The sequence below is a fragment of the Rhodococcus sp. B10 genome (assembly GCF_011770055.1).
In the GTDB taxonomy this organism is placed as follows: domain Bacteria; phylum Actinomycetota; class Actinomycetes; order Mycobacteriales; family Mycobacteriaceae; genus Rhodococcoides; species Rhodococcoides kyotonensis_B.
Genome location: NZ_JAAFYV010000019.1, coordinates 13,262 through 29,945 on the forward strand (window position 1 = coordinate 13,262; position 16,684 = coordinate 29,945).

General features: G+C 65.8%; 16 protein-coding genes. 8 read left to right on the top strand and 8 right to left on the bottom strand.

All coding sequences use genetic code 11. The annotated features are described in order from the left end of the window. The first annotated feature begins 9 nt into the window (after positions 1 to 9). Positions 10 to 756 carry a response regulator transcription factor gene (locus RhoFasB10_RS14020; RefSeq protein WP_068424686.1) on the top strand — a complete coding sequence of 249 codons (747 nt, stop codon included), beginning with the start codon at positions 10 to 12 and terminating at the stop codon, positions 754 to 756. After that, on the top strand, positions 753 to 2,066 hold the full coding sequence (locus tag RhoFasB10_RS14025; protein ID WP_068424689.1) for a HAMP domain-containing sensor histidine kinase: 1,314 nt from the start codon (positions 753 to 755) through the stop codon (positions 2,064 to 2,066). Before RhoFasB10_RS14020 ends, RhoFasB10_RS14025 begins: the two co-directional genes overlap by 4 nt. A gap of 43 nt (positions 2,067 to 2,109) precedes the next feature. Here the strand turns inward: RhoFasB10_RS14025 and RhoFasB10_RS14030 are convergent, their stop codons facing one another. Continuing rightward, complete coding sequence (locus RhoFasB10_RS14030) at positions 2,110 to 2,469, bottom strand: FKBP-type peptidyl-prolyl cis-trans isomerase (protein WP_068426048.1); 360 nt, start codon at positions 2,467 to 2,469, stop codon at positions 2,110 to 2,112. Positions 2,470 to 2,493: 24 nt separating this feature from the next. After that, positions 2,494 to 3,168 (bottom strand): DUF2848 domain-containing protein, encoded by a 675-nt coding sequence (locus RhoFasB10_RS14035; RefSeq protein ID WP_068424694.1) that lies wholly within the window; start codon positions 3,166 to 3,168, stop codon positions 2,494 to 2,496. Positions 3,169 to 3,301: 133 nt separating this feature from the next. Here RhoFasB10_RS14035 and RhoFasB10_RS14040 point away from each other — a divergent pair, with 133 nt between their 5' ends. Further along, positions 3,302 to 4,636, top strand: a complete 1,335-nt coding sequence (locus tag RhoFasB10_RS14040; RefSeq protein WP_114330261.1) for an MFS transporter — start codon at positions 3,302 to 3,304, stop codon at positions 4,634 to 4,636. On the opposite strand, the gene RhoFasB10_RS14045 is transcribed toward RhoFasB10_RS14040, so the two are convergent. Further along, positions 4,608 to 5,249 (bottom strand): GntR family transcriptional regulator, encoded by a 642-nt coding sequence (locus tag RhoFasB10_RS14045; RefSeq protein WP_068424696.1) that lies wholly within the window; start codon positions 5,247 to 5,249, stop codon positions 4,608 to 4,610. The genes RhoFasB10_RS14040 and RhoFasB10_RS14045 overlap by 29 nt on opposite strands. Before the next feature lie 46 nt (positions 5,250 to 5,295). Here RhoFasB10_RS14045 and RhoFasB10_RS14050 point away from each other — a divergent pair, with 46 nt between their 5' ends. Then, positions 5,296 to 6,090: a carbon-nitrogen hydrolase family protein gene (locus RhoFasB10_RS14050; protein WP_167676878.1), complete on the top strand. Its 795-nt coding sequence runs from the start codon at positions 5,296 to 5,298 to the stop codon at positions 6,088 to 6,090. 63 nt (positions 6,091 to 6,153) lie between these two features. Here RhoFasB10_RS14050 and RhoFasB10_RS14055 read toward each other — a convergent pair whose 3' ends face one another. The 5 genes from RhoFasB10_RS14055 to pdxH form a co-directional block, all read right to left on the bottom strand. After that, positions 6,154 to 7,452, bottom strand: coding sequence for a citrate synthase (locus tag RhoFasB10_RS14055; RefSeq protein ID WP_084423690.1), 1,299 nt, complete (start codon positions 7,450 to 7,452; stop codon positions 6,154 to 6,156). 71 nt (positions 7,453 to 7,523) lie between these two features. After that, entirely contained in the window at positions 7,524 to 8,462 is a 939-nt protein-coding gene (locus RhoFasB10_RS14060; protein WP_068424701.1) for a carbohydrate kinase, read from the bottom strand. Beyond that, positions 8,459 to 9,391, bottom strand: a complete 933-nt coding sequence (locus RhoFasB10_RS14065) for an aldose 1-epimerase family protein (RefSeq protein WP_068424704.1) — start codon at positions 9,389 to 9,391, stop codon at positions 8,459 to 8,461. Before RhoFasB10_RS14065 ends, RhoFasB10_RS14060 begins: the two co-directional genes overlap by 4 nt. After that, complete coding sequence (locus RhoFasB10_RS14070) at positions 9,375 to 10,685, bottom strand: MFS transporter (RefSeq protein WP_068424707.1); 1,311 nt, start codon at positions 10,683 to 10,685, stop codon at positions 9,375 to 9,377. Before RhoFasB10_RS14070 ends, RhoFasB10_RS14065 begins: the two co-directional genes overlap by 17 nt. Then, positions 10,682 to 11,299, bottom strand: a complete 618-nt coding sequence (gene pdxH / locus RhoFasB10_RS14075) for a pyridoxamine 5'-phosphate oxidase (protein WP_114330320.1) — start codon at positions 11,297 to 11,299, stop codon at positions 10,682 to 10,684. Before pdxH ends, RhoFasB10_RS14070 begins: the two co-directional genes overlap by 4 nt. A 124-nt stretch (positions 11,300 to 11,423) precedes the next feature. Between pdxH and RhoFasB10_RS14080 the strand changes: the two genes are divergently transcribed. The 4 genes from RhoFasB10_RS14080 (at position 11,424) to RhoFasB10_RS14095 (ending at position 16,672) form a co-directional block, all read left to right on the top strand. Then, a complete protein-coding gene (locus RhoFasB10_RS14080; RefSeq protein WP_068424710.1) occupies positions 11,424 to 12,542 on the top strand; it encodes a citrate synthase 2 in 1,119 nt (372 codons plus the stop codon). A 606-nt stretch (positions 12,543 to 13,148) separates the two neighbouring features. After that, positions 13,149 to 14,102, top strand: coding sequence for a hypothetical protein (locus RhoFasB10_RS14085; RefSeq protein ID WP_068424713.1), 954 nt, complete (start codon positions 13,149 to 13,151; stop codon positions 14,100 to 14,102). 703 nt (positions 14,103 to 14,805) lie between these two features. Beyond that, the gene (serC, locus tag RhoFasB10_RS14090) at positions 14,806 to 15,927 is read left to right on the top strand and encodes a phosphoserine transaminase (protein ID WP_167676879.1); all 1,122 of its coding nucleotides are present in this window, start codon (positions 14,806 to 14,808) and stop codon (positions 15,925 to 15,927) included. Positions 15,928 to 16,003: 76 nt separating this feature from the next. After that, on the top strand, positions 16,004 to 16,672 hold the full coding sequence (locus RhoFasB10_RS14095; RefSeq protein WP_346764398.1) for a rhomboid-like protein: 669 nt from the start codon (positions 16,004 to 16,006) through the stop codon (positions 16,670 to 16,672). Positions 16,673 to 16,684: the final 12 nt, after the last annotated feature.

The window sequence follows — 16,684 nt, forward strand, 5'->3', positions numbered from 1 at the left end:
AATGGGGCTGTGTCCGAGACAGCACCGAGCAACCACGCAGCGACCGAGAGCACCGCGACCGTCCTCGTCGTCGACGACGACGAGGACGTTCTGTCGTCACTGCAGCGCGGATTGCGCCTGTCCGGTTTCACGGTCATCACCGCGGTCGACGGCGCCGCCGCTCTGAGCGTCGTCGCCAGCCAGTCACCCGACGTCGTCGTCCTCGACATCAACATGCCCGTCCTCGACGGAGCGAGCGTCGTCAAGGCGCTGCGCGCGATGGGCAACGACGTCCCCATCTGCGTACTCAGCGCACGCTCGTCCGTCGACGACCGCATCTCCGGCCTCGAGAACGGGGCTGACGACTACCTCACCAAACCGTTCGTCCTCGCCGAACTCGTCGCCCGCGTCAAAGCGATGTTGCGACGACGCGCGGTCGCGCCGGTGGCTGAGCCGTCGGGTGGCGGTTCGTCGTCGGAGATCGTCGTCGGGCCGCTGTCGGTGGACATCCCCGGCTACCGGGCCCACAGCCAGGGCCGGGAGCTCGACCTCACCAAACGTGAATTCGAACTGCTCGCGGTGCTCGCACGGAACAAAGGAGTCGTTCTGACGCGTGAGCGGTTGCTCGAGCTGGTGTGGGGTTACGACTTCGTCGCCGACACCAACGTCGTCGACGTCTTCGTCGGATACCTGCGCCGAAAGATGGAGGTCGACGGCGCATACCGCGTCCTGCACACGGTTCGAGGCGTCGGATTCGTGCTCAGGGACGCGTCGTGAGGCTGTCGCTGCGCCTGCGTGTCGCGGCCGCCACGGCGCTCGGCGCGACCATCGTCGTCGCGTCGCTCGCGGTCGTCACGTCGGTGGCCATCTCGCGCAACAACGTCAATCAGCTCGACGAACGGCTGACGACCGCGTCCCAGGCACTGGTTCCGAACACCGCAGTGCTCGAAACGTTCCTGAACCAGCTGTCGTCGGCGTTCGCAGTCACCATCCGCACCGGTGACACCATCCGTGCATCCACCCCGATCCAACTGCCCGACCTGCCCGAAGGTTCGCAGACCGTCGACGTCGGCGGCCAGAGATTCCGCGTGTACACCACGACCACGACGTCGCTGATCGATCTGTCCATCGCCATCGGAGTGCCTGCGATCGAGGCGCAGCAGGTGACCGACGAGCAGCAGCGCCTCGTCCTGTTCATCGGACTCGGGGCAATTGCCGTCTCGACGGGTCTGGGGTGGATCTTCGGTGGTCGAGCGGTGAAACCTCTCGTGACGTTGACCCGTCAGGTGAGCGCGCAGCCGCCGTTACCTCCGGACACGAAGACCGGCGTCAAGGAGGCCGACGAATTGGCGACGGCCATCGGCGGGATGTTGCAGCGCGTCAACGACGCGCAGGAACGCACCAACGACGCGCTCGCGACCGCCCGTGACTTCGCTGCGGTCTCCGCACACGAACTTCGTACGCCGCTGACCGCGATGCGCACCGACATCGAAGTGCTGCGGACCCTCGATCTGGAACGCGCGCAGCAGCAGGAGATTCTCGGTGATCTGGACCGAACCCAGGGTCGCGTCGAGACGACGCTCGGCGCTCTGGAGAAGTTGGCGTCGGGTGAACTGCAGGACGACAGCGACCGCGTCGACACCGACATCGTGGACATCTGCGACGTCGCAGCGCAGGACGCGATGCGTCAACACCCCGATCTGACGGTGCGGATCGAGTCCGAACCGTCGGTGACGATGCGCGGCTTTCCTGCGGGCCTGCGTCTGGCCGTCGACAACGCGATCGTCAACGCCATTCGCCACGGCGACGCGAAGAACCTCGTTCTCGCGATTCGCCGCGACGAGGGTCGCGTCGTACTCACCGTCGACGACGATGGAACCGGCGTGCCCGTCGACGAACGCGACGCGGTCTTCGAGCGGTTCTACCGGGGAGCGGCCGCCGCGAAGGGCGGGTCTGGTCTCGGACTCGCCCTCGTCGAACAGCAGGCTCAATTACACGGCGGCACAGCCTATTTCACCGACAGCCCGCTCGGCGGGGCCAGGTTGGTGATGGAACTGAGTGCGGCTGCGCCACCCGTGCGCGGATAGTCGGCCTCTGGACCGACTATCCGCGCACGGGCGCGAAGCGCACTTATTTGACGTCGAGCAGATCGATCACGAACACGAGGGTCTTGCCGGACAGACGGTGGCCTGCACCTGCAGGACCGTACGCCAGCTCCGGCGGAATGGTCAGCTGACGCCGTCCGCCGACCTTCATGCCGGGGATGCCGTCCTGCCATCCCTGGATGAGACCCTGCAGCGGGAACTGGATCGATTCGCCGCGGTTCCACGACGAGTCGAACTCCTCTCCACTGTCGAACTCGACGCCGACGTAGTGGACCTCGACATTGCCGCCGGCGACCGCTTCCGCGCCGTCACCCTCGACCAAGTCGACGACGACGAGGTCGGTGGGCGGAGGGCCGGCCTGAAACTCGATAATTGGCTTCGTCACGGAACCCACCCTACGTCGTGCAGGTCAGCCGATCGGGTCAGCCATGCGAATCACGTCGTATGCGCAGGTCAGCTCGTTGCCGGTAGCGGGGTCGGTCATCTCGACCTTCCACGTGTCGGCGAACTGGTCGACGCCGGGGTGCATCGAGATCGTGCCGGAGATCAGGATGGTGCCGCGCTTGAACAGGCCGCGCTCCCGCAGAACGTCGAGCCAGTACTTCGGAGCCAGCAGATCGCCGAGTGATCCGGTCTGAATCGGGGTATCGCCGACCCATGCCTTCAGGGTGATGTCGTCGATGCGGTCGGCGACATCGGACAAACGCCATGCGCCCAGGCCGAGGACGTCGGGAGACGCGTTCTTGCTCCATGCGACGCTGTGGACCTCGAGGTCACGGTCGGTGTGATCGCAGGCGACCGTCAGCAGGACGTCGTCCTCGGAGTCGCCGAGAATCACGAGTGCCCACTCGGCCTCGCCGGACGTGCGGCCGTGCTGCACGTGAACGGTGTCGGTCTGCTGCGCCAGGTACGGCGAAATCGGGTACATCGCGGGGGTGACCGTCGGCGCAGGAACACCCAGTTCGGCCAGCTCGGCGATGTGGTGCGCGACCTCTTCCTGGTTGCGGCCCGCGTATCCCGCGTTGAGAAGATTCAGTGGTTCGACGGTTTCGGTCGTGCCGTCGGGCAGCGTGAAAGTGAGCATGAGCCTAAGGACCTCTTCCCGTTACTTTTTTGTTTCCAATACGCCGAAAAGCTTGCGCATACGTCTTGTATACAGCAAGTATGGAGACCGTTCAACGGATCCGCGTGATTCCAAGCACAGCGAAGGAGTTGCCATGACTGCGCAGACAGTCGACAAGAAAGGCCTGGCGAGGGCATTCGCCGCGAGCCTGACCGGGACGGCATTGGAGTGGTACGACTTTGCCGTCTACTCGGCTGCCGCCGCCTTGGTGTTCCCCATCATCTTCTTTCCGGACAGCGATCCGCTGACCGGAACCCTGCTCGCGTTCTCGACCTACGCGGTCGGCTACATCGCCCGTCCGATCGGCGGATTCGTCTTCGGTCGCCTCGGCGACGTCATCGGACGCAAGCAACTACTCGTGATCACGCTGCTGCTGATCGGCGTCACGACGTTCCTGATCGGTCTCATCCCCAGCTACGACACGATCGGCATCGTCGCGCCGATCCTGCTCGTCACGATGCGCTTCGCTCAGGGCGTCGCCGTCGGCGGTGAGTGGGGTGGCGCCGTGCTGCTGTCCAGCGAGTACGGCAACCCGCGGCAGCGCGGCTTCTGGTCGTCGGCTGCGCAGATCGGCCCGCCCGCAGGCAACCTGCTCGCCAACGGCGCCCTCGCCGCACTGACCATCGCTCTGACCGAGGACCAGTTCGAATCCTGGGGCTGGCGTATCGCGTTCCTGTTCTCGGCAGTACTCGTCGGCTTCGGTCTGTGGATCCGCCTGAAGCTCGAGGACACCCCGGTCTTCAAGGCCCTGCAGGAAAGCGGCGACCGTTCGGAAGCTCCGATCAGCGAGGTCTTCAAGACGCAGCTGCGTCCGCTCGTCGCCGCGATCCTCTCGCGCATCGCTCCCGACGTCATCTACGCGCTGTTCACCGTCTTCTCCATCACCTACGGCGTCCAGAAGCTCGGGTTCGCCCGCAGCGAGGTGTTGACCGCCATCCTCATCGGCTCTGCGTTCCAGCTCGGACTCATTCCGCTGGCAGGTGCGATCTCCGACCGCATCAACCGTCGCCTCGTCTACGGAGTCGCGGCGGTCGGTGGCGTCGTGTGGAGTGCGATCTTCTTCCTGATGATCGGCGGCAGCTCGCTGCCGCTGCTGATTCTCGGCGTCGTCGTCGGACTCGCGTTCCACTCGTTCATGTACGGACCGCAGGCTGCGTTCGTCACCGAGCAGTTCACGGTACGTCTGCGCTCGACCGGTAGCTCGCTCGCCTACACGATCGCAGGCGTCTTCGGTGGCGCGATGGCACCGCTGATCTTCGTGTTCCTGCTCGACAAGACCGACAGCTGGGTCCTCATCGTCGGCTACATCGCCGTCGTCGGCGCACTCACCGTCCTCGGGCTCGCCTTGGGCCGCAACCCCGATCGTGCCGAGGAAGAGGACCACGACGTGATCGCGAACGCTACGCCCGCAGCAGGATCTGCAGTGTGACCTCGAGATGATCGTCGATCGCTCGCTGCACGAGGCCCTCGTCGCCGCCTTCCAACGCGGTGACGATGGCCTCGTGCTCGGTGCACACGTTGCGCTGACGATCGGCCGCCGAGAACAGAGCAGTCAGCCCGACGCGCAATTGTCGGGCCCGAAGTCCCGCATACGTCCGCGACAGCAGCTCGCTACCGGCCGCGTCGACGAGGATCTGATGGAACTTTCCGTCGAGATCGATGAAATCCTTTGCGGCGTCGTCGGTTCGGTTGTCGGCGAGATCTTCCTGCTCGACGAGAATCGACCGCATCGCCGAAGCCGGAACGTTCCCGGCACGCAGCGACGTCGTCGCCGCGTGCCGCTCGAGGACACCGCGCAGATCCATCAGTTCACTGATCTGACGCCCCGACATGGCCGGGACGTGTGCGCCCCGCTTCGGTACCATCTCGACCAGACCTTCCGCCTGCAACATCAGCAGGGCTTCGCGAACAGGCGTGCGAGACACGCCGATTCGCGTCGCAAGATCCTGTTCGTTCAGGAAGGTGCCGGTCGCAGCGGGCGACGTGAGCACCTGATCACGCACGAAGACGTAAGCCTTGTCCCTACCCGACAGCGATTGCATACGATATGTATACCTGCCGGCGCCAGATGAAACCAGGAGTTCTCCCATGAGCACCACCGTCCGAATCAGCCTTGCCCAGGTCAACAGCGGGGCCGACCCGTCGGAGAATCTGAAGATCATCGACACCCATGCCGAGGCCGCGAAAGCGGCCGGGTCGTCGCTCGTCGTGTTCCCCGAGGCCATGATGCGACGCTTCGGCCTTCCCCTGCGCGAGATTGCCGAGCCCGTCGACGGGCCGTGGGCCGACTCCGTCCGCGAGATCGCGGCGCGTCACGGCATCACGATCGTCGCGGGCATGTTCACCCCCGCCGACTCCGAGCGCGTCGCCAACACGCTGCTCGTCACCGGCAACGGCGTCGACGCCGGCTACGACAAGATTCACCTGTTCGACGCGTTCGGGTTCGCCGAGTCCGACACCGTCGCACCCGGTCAGGATCCGCTCGTCGTCGACATCGACGGCGTGAAGGTCGGCTTCGCCACCTGCTACGACGTCCGCTTCCCTGCGCTGTTCCAGAAGCTCGGCGACCTCGGAGCCGAACTGATCGTCGTCGCGGCATCGTGGGGATCGGGCCCGGGCAAGGTCGAGCAGTGGTCGCTGCTCGCCCGCGCACGTGCGCTGGACTCGACGGCGTTCGTCGCAGCCTGCGACCAGCCGGAGCCCGAGGAAACCGCGGGTACCGCACCCCTCGGCGTCGGACATTCGGTCGTCAGCTCCCCGATCGGTGAGGTCATGGGCGAGCTCGACGCCACGCCCGGCATGCTGACCGTCGACATCGACACCGCGGTCCTGGACGGCGTCCGGAAGAAGCTGCCGGTGCTGGCCAACCGTCGCCAGTTCTGACCTTTCGAAACCCACGGAAAAGGCCGCCCACCCCGGACAGGGTGGGCGGCCTTCGTCGTAGCTCTACCGGGAAGCGACATCCTTGTAGTCGCGCTCGGTGTAGCCGGTGTAGATCTGACGCGGACGGCCGATCTTCGTCGTCGCATCCTCGTGCATCTCACGCCAGTGCGCGATCCAGCCCGGGAGGCGACCCATCGCGAACAACACCGTGAACATGCGCGGCGGGAAGCCCATCGCACGGTAGATCAGGCCGGTGTAGAAGTCGACGTTCGGGTACAGCTTGCGCTCGACGAAGTAGTCGTCGGTGAGCGCGGTTTCCTCGAGCTTCAGGGCGATGTCGAGGAGCTCGTCACCGTTGCCCAGCTTGCCGAGGATGTTGTGCGCAGTTTCCTTGACCAACGTCGCGCGCGGATCGAAGTTCTTGTAGACGCGGTGTCCGAAGCCCATGAGCTTCACGCCGTCTTCCTTGTTCTTCACTCGACGCAGGAAGTCGGTGGCGTCGCCGCCCTCGGCCTTGATCTTGTCGAGCATCTCGAGAACTGCCTGGTTGGCGCCGCCGTGCAGCGGGCCCCACAGAGCGTTGATGCCGCCCGAGATGGACGTGAACAGGTTGGCGTCCGACGAGCCGACGAGACGAACCGTCGACGTCGAGCAGTTCTGCTCGTGGTCGGCATGCAGGATGAGCAGCATGTCGAGGGCCTTGACGATCTCGGGATCGACCTCGTAGGGCTCGGCCGGGAAGCCGAACGTCAGGCGCAGGAAGTTCTCGACGAGGCTCTTCGAGTTGTCGGGGTACAGGAACGGCTGGCCGACGGACTTCTTGTACGCGTACGCCGCAATGGTCGGCAACTTGGCGAGCAGACGGATCGTGGACAGCTCGACCTGCGCGGGATCGTTGGGGTCCAGCGAATCCTGGTAGTACGCCGACAGCGCGTTGACAGCGCTGGACAGCACCGGCATCGGGTGCGCGTTGCGCGGGAAGCCGTCGAAGAACCGCTTGAGGTCCTCGTGCAGCAGGGTGTGCCGACGGATCTTGTCGGTGAACGTCTCGAGCTGATCCTCGGTGGGGAGCTCGCCGTAGATCAGCAGGTAGCTGACCTCGATGAAGCTGGACTTGTCTGCCAGTTGTTCGATCGGGTACCCGCGGTATCGAAGGATTCCCTTGTCACCGTCGATGTAGGTGATGGCCGACTTCGTCGAGGCGGTGTTGACGAACCCACCGTCGAGAGTCGTGTAACCGGTCGTAGCCAGCAGCTTTCCCAGTTCGATGCCATCGTTGCCTTCGGTGGCCTTGGCGATGGACATGCTGTATTCGCCACCGGGGTAGGTGAGGGTGGCTTTGGCGTCATTCTCAGCGGGCACGAATGGTCCCTCTCGAACTCATGTAACGGACACGTACTTAAATCGGACAGTTCTTTACGTCGATAGAGAAACTAGTCTCTCGGCGCCTCGGACGCCCACGGAGGGTCGGCACCCGGGCGAGAAACCGTGATGGCAGCTGCCCGAGCAGCGAAGCTCAGTGCTCGCTCCCAATCTTCCCTACCCATGTCACGAACGGCGCTGGATGTGACAATGGTCTCTTCATTCAAAAACTGTAGTAAAGCCCCGTGCACGGTGTCACCTGCGCCGATGGTGTCCACCACGTCGACGGCCACGCCGGGAACAGAGATTTCTTCCGACGCCCGGAACACCGACAGACCGTCGCCGCCGCGCGTCATGACGACGGCCGACACGCCCGCGGCGAGCCAGTCGTCGACCGTCGTCCCCTCGGTTCCGAGCCCGAGCCAGTGCGAATCGTCCTCCGAGACCTTCAGGATGTCGACGTCGGGAAGCCACGATCTGAATCGCGTGCGGAACTCGTTGGCGGTGATGTCGCCGCTCGTGCTGTCGATGGCGGCAGGCCGGATGTTCGGGTCGAGCATCGTCAGCTTGCCGGCGGCGTGCGCTCTTTTCAGCAGGTTCGCGTACACCGACGCACCCGGCTGGTACAGAAGCGACAACGTGCCGAACGACAGAACGTCGATGTCGTCCGGGATGTCGCCCGGATCCTGGACGAGACGATCCGCGGTGCCGTCCGCGTAGAACGAGTACTGGGCACTGCCGTCCGACGCGAGCGTCGTCATCGCCAGCGTGGTCGGCTCCTCGCCGCGCTGAACCCACGACGTGTCGACGCCTGCGCCGCGCAGACTCTCCAAGATCTGGTCGCCGAACGGGTCGGTCGACACCCGCGAGAGGAATGCGACCTTCGAACCCAGGCGTCCGATCGCGACGGCGACGTTGAACGGGCCACCACCGAGCTTCGGCGCCAGCAACGGTCCTTCGTGCACCGGTACCAGATCGACCAGTGCCTCTCCACACACGAGAATCGTCATGCGGCGCGATGCTCCATTCCCCACGAACCGGTCCAGGACTTGCCCGGCTCCAGTACCAGTAGATCGATCCCCGAGTTGAACGCGTCGGGCGGGCACGTCATCGGTTCGATGGCGAGCGCCCGACCACGGTCTGGATAGGCCTGGTCGTTCTTGGGGTCGGCCGTGAACACCTGAATCCAATCGAATTCGCGATCGGTCCACAACACCGTGGCGGCGCCGTCGGGACCCGACAATACGTGGCGTGCCTTGCCGTCCTCGTCGGGAACTTCGGCGCTGAACGGCGTGTCGAGCCAGACGTCCTTCAGGGACTTGGCGGTGGTGAAGTCGTAGTCCGTGCCCGCGGTCGGTACGGAAGGACCATGAGGCAGCATTCGATCCGGATCCAACTGCAACCGTGTGCCCGCGGACAGCTCGAGCGTGCACTCGTCCAGAGGCACGTCACCGACGCGTACGAACGAGTGGAAGCCCATTCCGAACGGCGCGTCGACGTCACCGGCGTTGGTCGCCGACGCCGTCACGACCAGACCGTCGTCAGTCAGCTCGTGGGTCACCGTCAGCGTGATCCGGTACGGCCACCCCTTGTGCAGACCGACGTCGACCGACTGTTCGACGCGAGAATCGGAGTGGTCGACGAGCGTCCAGTCGACGCGTCGGACGAACCCGTGACTGGCGTTGCCTCGCGCAGGCTCGGTGATGTCGAGCTCGTGGTCGACTCCGCCGAACGAGAACTTGCCGTCGGCGACGCGGTTGGGCCACGGCGCGAGCACGAGACCGGCCGACAGCGGGGGCTTCTTCCCCAGTTCCCACGTCTCGGTCATGGGCGCGCCGTCGAACTCGAGCGAGCGCAGACCGGCACCGGTCGAGGCGACTTCGGCGCGGTATCGACCGCTCGTCAGCACGTAATTCCGTTCGTCAGCCATGGTGTCCATTGTCCACCCTCGTGACTCGATATCGAATGAATGCCGGAAGTGCGACGGCTGCGATCACCACACCGACGACGACGAGAACGCCGCCACCTGCAGCCGCGGCCGCAGTACCGACCATCGCGGCGCTCGCCCCGTGCAGGACGTCGCCGATACGCGGACCACCCGCCACCACCACGATGAACACGCCTTGCAGACGGCCGCGCATGTCGTCGGTGGCGACCTGCTGCAGCATCGTCGACCGGAACGCAGCCGAGATCATGTCCGCACCACCGCCGAGCGCGAGGAAGGCAAGGGCGATCCACAGCGCGACCGAGACGCCGCCGCTCGTCGCCATCCCGACGCTGACGCCGAACCCCACCATCGCCAGTCCCCACACGACGATGCAGACGATCACCGCAAGCCCCTGCCGCTCGACGCGCGGGAGCCATCCCGAAAACACACCGCCCAGAACGGCACCCGCCGACAGCGCCGCGAACAACAAGCCGAGAACCAGGCCGCCCGACGCCGGATCACCGAACGTGTCGTGCGCAATCTGCGGGAACAGCGCGCGCGGCATCCCGAAGACCATCGCGATGATGTCGACGACGAACGACGCGAGCAACACCTTCTGCGTCGCAAGGTACGTGAAACCCTCGACGACCGAACGTAATCCGGCTCTCCGCCCGGCCTCCGCCGGTGGGATACGCGGCAATCGGATCACGGCCCACAGCGTCGCGAACAGGGCGATCGAGTCGACCAGATACAGCGTCTGCAGACCCGCGAGCGGAATCATCGTGCCCGCGATCAGCGGACCGGCGATGGCCCCGAAGTTCATCACCGTCATGTTCAACGAGTTCGCCGCAGGCAACTGCGCTCCGGGCAGTAACCGGGGAATGATCGCGCTGCGCGTCGGCTGATTCACCGCGAAGAACGCCTGCTGAACGGCCAACAGGCACAACACGACCCACACGTTGTTCAGATCTGCGAACGCCTGCAACCACAGCAGGGTCGACGTCGAGATCAAGCCGACGGTCGTGATGGTCAACAGCGTGCGGCGATCCATGACGTCGGCGAGCGCCCCGCCCCACAACCCGAACACGATCAACGGTACGAGGCCGAAGACACCCGTCAGACCGACGTATGCCGAACTGCGGGTGATCTCGAAGATCTGTTGCGGCACAGCGACGATACTGAGCTGCGCACCGATGACGGTGACGATGTTCGCCACCCACAGGCGTCGGTAGGCCTTGTTCTGCAGTGGTGTCGTGTCGGCGAGTACTCCGCGAAGCTTGCTCTTCTTCTTCAGCGCTTCCGTCACGGCTGAAGCCGCTCCACCACCGCGTTCGCGACGGTGACGCGAATCCTGTTGTGCAGACGGCTGGTTCGACCCTGCCAGAACTCGACGGTGTCGGGAATCAGCCGGAAACCACCCCAATTCGGCGGTACCGGAACCTCTTCGCCGTCGAACCGCGTCGTGACGTCGGCGAGCGCCTGTTCGAGCTCCGCGCGCGAGCCGATGGGTCGAGATTGCGCCGACGCCCACGCGCCGAGCTGCGATCCGCGCGGACGCGTCGCGAAGTACTCGGCCGTCGTCTCCGCCGACACTTTCTCCACAGACCCTCTGATGGACAACTGGCGCGCTATCCCGATCCACGGGAACGTCACCGATGCATACGGTGTCCGCGTCAGGTGAGTGGCCTTGTCGGAGTCGTAGTTCGTGTAGAAGACGACACCGTCCCGCTCGAGGTCCTTGCAGAGGACCGTGCGCGTCGACGGACGACCCGCCTCGTCGACGGTCGCCAACACCATCGCGTTGGGCTCGGGAATCTCGGCGGCAATCGCGTCGGAAAGCCACGCGCGGGCCACCGGAAACCAGCCGTCGACCAGCTGATCAGCGTCGAGATCGGTGTCCTGGCGGTAGTCGACCCTCATGTCCGCCAGAGGCTTCTGCTCATTCTGCACGTACCCGAACGTTACTCCCGGGTACGACGGGTTACAGTGCTGACCAGGCAAGCTCGAACGCGAGCCGCAAGGCCACAAGGAGAGTCCTAACGTCATGGCTGTTCAACAGGTACCCGAAGATTTCGTCAGCGGCCTCGAGGGCGTCGTCGCGTTCACCACCGACATCGCCGAGCCGGACAAGGACGGCGGCGCACTGCGTTACCGCGGCGTCGACATCGAAGATCTCGTCGCCAAGCGGGTCACGTTCGGCAACGTGTGGGCACTGCTCGTCGACGGCCGCTTCGGCCCCGGCCTCCCGCCTGCCGAACCGTTCCCACTTCCCGTGCACACCGGCGACGTCCGCGTCGACGTCCAGGCAGGCCTGGCGATGCTGGCCCCGATCTGGGGATACCAGCCGCTGCTCGACATCGACGACGCCACCGCCCGCGAACAGCTCGCCCGCGCGTCCGTCATGGCACTGTCCTACGTCGCCCAGTCCGCACGCGGCATCCATCAGCCCGCGGTCCCGCAGAAGAAGATCGACCTGTGCGAGACCGTCACCGCACGCTTCATGACGCGATGGAAGGGCGACCCCGACCCCGCGCACGTCGAAGCCATCGACGCCTACTGGGTCTCCGCGGCCGAGCACGGCCTGAACGCGTCGACGTTCACCGCTCGCGTCATCGCCTCGACCGGCGCCGACGTCGCCGCCTCGCTGTCCGGTGCGATCGGCGCGATGTCCGGCCCACTCCACGGCGGCGCGCCCGCACGAGTGCTGCCGATGATCGAAGAGGTCGAGAAGCAGGGCGACGCCCGCGCGCTGGTCAAGGGCATCCTGGACCGCAAGGAAAAGCTCATGGGCTTCGGGCACCGCGTCTACCGAGCCGAGGATCCCCGCGCCCGCGTGTTGCGTGCGACGGCCAAGCGCTTGAACGCACCGCGCTACGAGGTCGCCGCCGCATTGGAGCAGGCGGCGCTGGCCGAGCTGCGTGAGCGCCGCCCCGATCGCGCGATCGAGACCAACGTCGAATTCTGGGCCGCGGTCATCCTCGACTTCGCCGAGGTACCCGCGCACATGATGCCCGCCATGTTCACCTGCGGCCGCACCGCGGGATGGTGTGCGCACATCCTCGAGCAGAAGCGACTCGGCAAGCTCGTGCGCCCGGCGGCCATCTACACCGGACCTGCACCGCGCTCCCCCGAATCCGTCGACGGGTGGGGGCAGATCGTCTAGGGCGGTCGTTCTGCGCAGGTGCGATCGGACGTCCCCGAACGCGGTCCGCGCACCTTCCAGCAGGCGCGCACGTTGCAACCTGCGCAGCTGCTGCAACCTGCGCGGGTAGATGCGAGCGCACAGCGATCGGACGCCCCGAACGCCGCCCGCGCACCTTCCAGCAAGCGCGCACGTTGCAACCCGCGCAGCCGCTGCAACCTGCGCGGGGAGGAGCGAGCGCACAGCAAACGGACGCCCCGAACGCCGCCCGCGCACCTTCCAGCAAGCGCGCACGTTGCAACCCGCGCAGCCGCTGCAACCTGCGCGGGTTGCATTGAGCGCACAGCAATCGGACGCCCCGAACGCCGTCCGCGCACCTTCCAGCAGGCGCGCACGTTGCAACCCGCGCAGCCGCTGCAACCTGCGCGGCAGAACCGAGCACACACCGATCGCACATCGCGAACCTCGACCGCACACCTTCCAGCAAGCGCGCACGGTGCAACCCGCGCAGCCGCTGCAACCTGCGCGGATATGACGGTTCGCTGCCGAATTCCACAGGTTCGCTTTATCCACAGGCGACCGCTCACCCGACCGTCGGCCAGGTGTGGCTGGGCCACCATAAGTCGCATGTACCCGGAGAAAGACCCGCTGCTGCTGCGTCGCGACATGGTTCGAGACGGATCGTCGGACAGTGACATTCGTATCGCGAAGGCCGACGGTTCGATCACGCCCCTTCGGCGAGGCGCGTTCGTTCCGACGACGACGCTGAAGGATCTGCGGCCGGAGGAGCGGCACCTGCTCAATGTCCGAGCACATCTCGCCGCAGCGACCAGCGCACTCGTCGTGAGCCACCAGTCCGCGGCCGTCGTGCACGGCTTCGCGATGTTCGCCCCGGACCTGGGGAAGGTCCACTTCACCGTCGACCGAGAGTCCGGCGGTCGAACCACGAAGACTCGCCACGTGCACGCGAACACCCTGACCGAAGCCGACGTGACCGTGGTCGACGGAATTGCGGTGACGTCGGCCGATCGCACTGTTGCCGATCTGCTGAGACTGCTCCCGTTCGAGGCCGGCGTGTGCGTCGGCGATGCTGCACTACGGGCAGGCTCGGCAACTGTCGCGGGAATCGAGGAAGCGCTGGCACGGTCGGGCAAACGAGCCGCGGTGAAGGCGCGACGCACCCTGGCGTTCTGTGACGCGCGGAGCGAGAGCGTCGGGGAATCGCGAACTCGTGTTTTGCTGCACCGCGCGAAGATGCCTCCCCCACTTCTTCAGATCGAAGTTCGCAACAAGCGCGGTCGCTTCGTCGGACGACTCGACCTGGGGTACGCCATCGGAGTTGCGCTCGAATTCGACGGGAAGGTCAAGTACACGAAGCACGCGAAACCAGGTCAGGACCCGGGCGACGTCGTCTTCGCGGAGAAAGTTCGCGAGGACGAGATCCGACGAATCGGATGGGTCGTGTTACGGGTGACGTGGTACGACCTCGATCACCCGGACGAGTTCTTGGCGCGGCTGCAGGAAGCGCTCGACCTGGCGGCGACGCTGCCTGGCCCCGCGTCGTTCGACGAGCCGGCATGACCGCGCAGGTTCCAGCAAGCGCGCACGTTGCAACCCGCGCGACTACCGCAACCTGCGCGGGCAGAAGCGAGCGCACACCGATCGCACATCGCGAACCTCGACCGCGCACCTTCCAGCCAGCGCGCACGTTGCAACCCGCGCAACTGCGGCAACCTGCGCGGCAAGAAGCGAGCCGGCATGACCGCGCACTTTCCAGCAAGCGCGCACGTTGCAACCCGCGCAGCTGCTGCAACCTGCGCGGCAAGAAGCGAGCGCACAGCGATCGGACGCCCCGAACGCCGCCCGCGCACCTTCCAGCAAGCGCGCACGTTGCAACCCGCGCAACTGCTGCAACCTGCGCGGGCAGAAGCGAGCCGGCATGACCGCGCACCTTCCAGCAAGCGCGCACGTTGCAACCCGCGCAACTGCTGCAACCTGCGCGGGCAGAAGCGTGCCACCATCACCGCGCACCTTCCAGCAAGCGCGCACGTTGCAACCGCGCAGCCGCTGCAACCTGCGCAGGCAGAAGCGAGCACACACCGATCGCACATCGCGAACCTCGACCGCGCACCTTCCAGCAAGCGCGCACGTTGCAACCCGCGCAGCTGCTGCAACCTGCGCGGACGAGGAAGCGGCGAACAGTCGACCCGACCCATCGACTAACCTGTACACGCCATATTCCAACAACGCCCATTTTCCCCGAAACTTAGGATGCGCTGCTCACATGGCCGACTTGCCGATCATTCCCGCTGACCTTCTGCCCGCCGACGGACGTTTCGGCTGCGGCCCGTCCAAGGTTCGGCCCGAGCAGCTGCAGTCCCTGGTCGACTTCGGCGCCTCCGTGTTCGGTACCAGCCACCGCCAGAAGCCCGTCAAGGACGTCGTCGCACGGGTGCGCGCAGGTCTGCGCGATCTGTTCTCGCTGCCCGACGGCTACGAGGTCGTCCTCGGCAACGGCGGTACGACGGCGTTCTGGGACGCGGCCGCGTTCGGCTTGATCCGTGAGAAGTCGCTGCACCTGACCAACGGCGAGTTCAGCTCGAAGTTCGCGTCGGTCGCCAAGAACAACCCGTTCATCGGCGATCCGATCGTCGTCAAGGCCGATCCGGGCAGCGCCCCCGAGCCGACGTCGGACCCGTCCGTCGACCTCATCGGCTGGGCACACAACGAGACGTCGACCGGTGTTGCCATCCCCGTCAGCCGTCCTTCCGGTTCGGAGAACGCACTCATCGCGATCGACGCGACGTCCGGTGCGGGCGGTCTGCCGGTGAACGTCGCCGACTCCGACGTCTACTACTTCGCCCCGCAGAAGTGCTTCGCCGCCGACGGTGGCCTGTGGATCGCACTGATGAGCCCGGCTGCGCTCGAGCGCGTCAGCGAGATCCAGTCGTCGGGCCGCTGGACTCCGGACTTCCTGTCGCTGCCGATCGCGATCGACAACAGCAGCAAGGACCAGACGTACAACACCCCCGCGCTCGCGACGCTGCTGCTGTTCGCAGACCAGATCGAGTGGTTGAACGGCAACGGCGGCCTCGACTGGGCCACGGGTCGCACGGCCGACTCGTCGTCGCGCCTCTACACGTGGGCCGAGCAGAGCGAGTTCGCGACGCCGTTCGTCGAGAACCCCGCACATCGCAGCCAGGTCGTCGGCACCATCGACTTCGACGAGAAGATCGACGCGGCTCAGGTCGCGAAGATCCTGCGTGCGAACGGCGTCGTCGACACCGAGCCGTACCGCAAGCTCGGACGGAACCAGCTGCGCGTCGGCATGTTCCCGGCCATCGAACCGGACGACGTCACGGCACTCACCAAGAGCATCGACTACGTCGTATCCACACTGAGCTAGCAGCGAGCTCACAGGCGGGCGCTTTCTTCGAGAGCTAAAATAGTTGGCAGTCGCAACTATCTCGGAGGGAGCGCCCGTGCGTGTTCTGGCATCCCTTCTTCGACTGAAGGTCACCCTCGGGTACTTCGCGCTCGCCCTGACCGCCACCGCGCTCCTCTCCCATCTCCGCCCACACACCCAGTGGCACGTTCTGTTCGAGGCCAGCACCAACCTCCACAATCTCGGCGACGGCCATGTCGGCACCCTCGTCGCGAGTGCCTTTCTCACCGACGGTGAGACCGACTGGCTGTGGCTCGGATCGGTCGCCGTCCTGTTCGCCGTCGCCGAGTGGCTGTCGGGTTCGACCCGGTTCCTGCTGACGTTCGTCGCCGGACACGTCGGTGCGACGGCACTCGTCGCGCTCGGCCTGTTCGTCGGAATCCGCGCGGACTGGCTCGCCGATTCTCTGGCGGTGGCCGTCGACGTCGGCGTCAGCTATGCCGCGGCCGCAGTCGCCGGCTCGATGATTCGCTACCTGAGCGGACCGTGGAGGACGACGTGGGCGTGCGGGTGGGTGTCGCTCGTCGCCGCGTCGGTGGTGACGGACCCGTCGTTCACCGCGTTCGGACACGCTGCGGCACTGTCGATCGGACTGGCTCTGGGCGCCTTCTACCTGCGACGCGATGGAAAACCGTTGATCGACAATCGGTCTCGCACCGTCGTGGCCGAACCCGTGCAGCCGTCGGCATCGATGACTAGTCTGTGACACCGGAGAACC

What these genes read in the sequence shown, in the direction of transcription:
- RhoFasB10_RS14045 (WP_068424696.1), bottom strand. Translation starts at nt 5,249, where the DNA reads ATGCAATCGCTGTCGGGTAGGGACAAGGCTTACGTCTTCGTGCGTGAT.
- serC (WP_167676879.1), top strand. Translation starts at nt 14,806, where the DNA reads ATGGCCGACTTGCCGATCATTCCCGCTGACCTTCTGCCCGCCGACGGA.
- RhoFasB10_RS14065 (WP_068424704.1), bottom strand. Translation starts at nt 9,391, where the DNA reads ATGGACACCATGGCTGACGAACGGAATTACGTGCTGACGAGCGGTCGA.
- RhoFasB10_RS14085 (WP_068424713.1), top strand. Translation starts at nt 13,149, where the DNA reads ATGTACCCGGAGAAAGACCCGCTGCTGCTGCGTCGCGACATGGTTCGA.
- pdxH (WP_114330320.1), bottom strand. Translation starts at nt 11,299, where the DNA reads ATGAGGGTCGACTACCGCCAGGACACCGATCTCGACGCTGATCAGCTG.
- RhoFasB10_RS14060 (WP_068424701.1), bottom strand. Translation starts at nt 8,462, where the DNA reads ATGACGATTCTCGTGTGTGGAGAGGCACTGGTCGATCTGGTACCGGTG.
- RhoFasB10_RS14080 (WP_068424710.1), top strand. Translation starts at nt 11,424, where the DNA reads ATGGCTGTTCAACAGGTACCCGAAGATTTCGTCAGCGGCCTCGAGGGC.
- RhoFasB10_RS14035 (WP_068424694.1), bottom strand. Translation starts at nt 3,168, where the DNA reads ATGCTCACTTTCACGCTGCCCGACGGCACGACCGAAACCGTCGAACCA.
- RhoFasB10_RS14040 (WP_114330261.1), top strand. Translation starts at nt 3,302, where the DNA reads ATGACTGCGCAGACAGTCGACAAGAAAGGCCTGGCGAGGGCATTCGCC.
- RhoFasB10_RS14050 (WP_167676878.1), top strand. Translation starts at nt 5,296, where the DNA reads ATGAGCACCACCGTCCGAATCAGCCTTGCCCAGGTCAACAGCGGGGCC.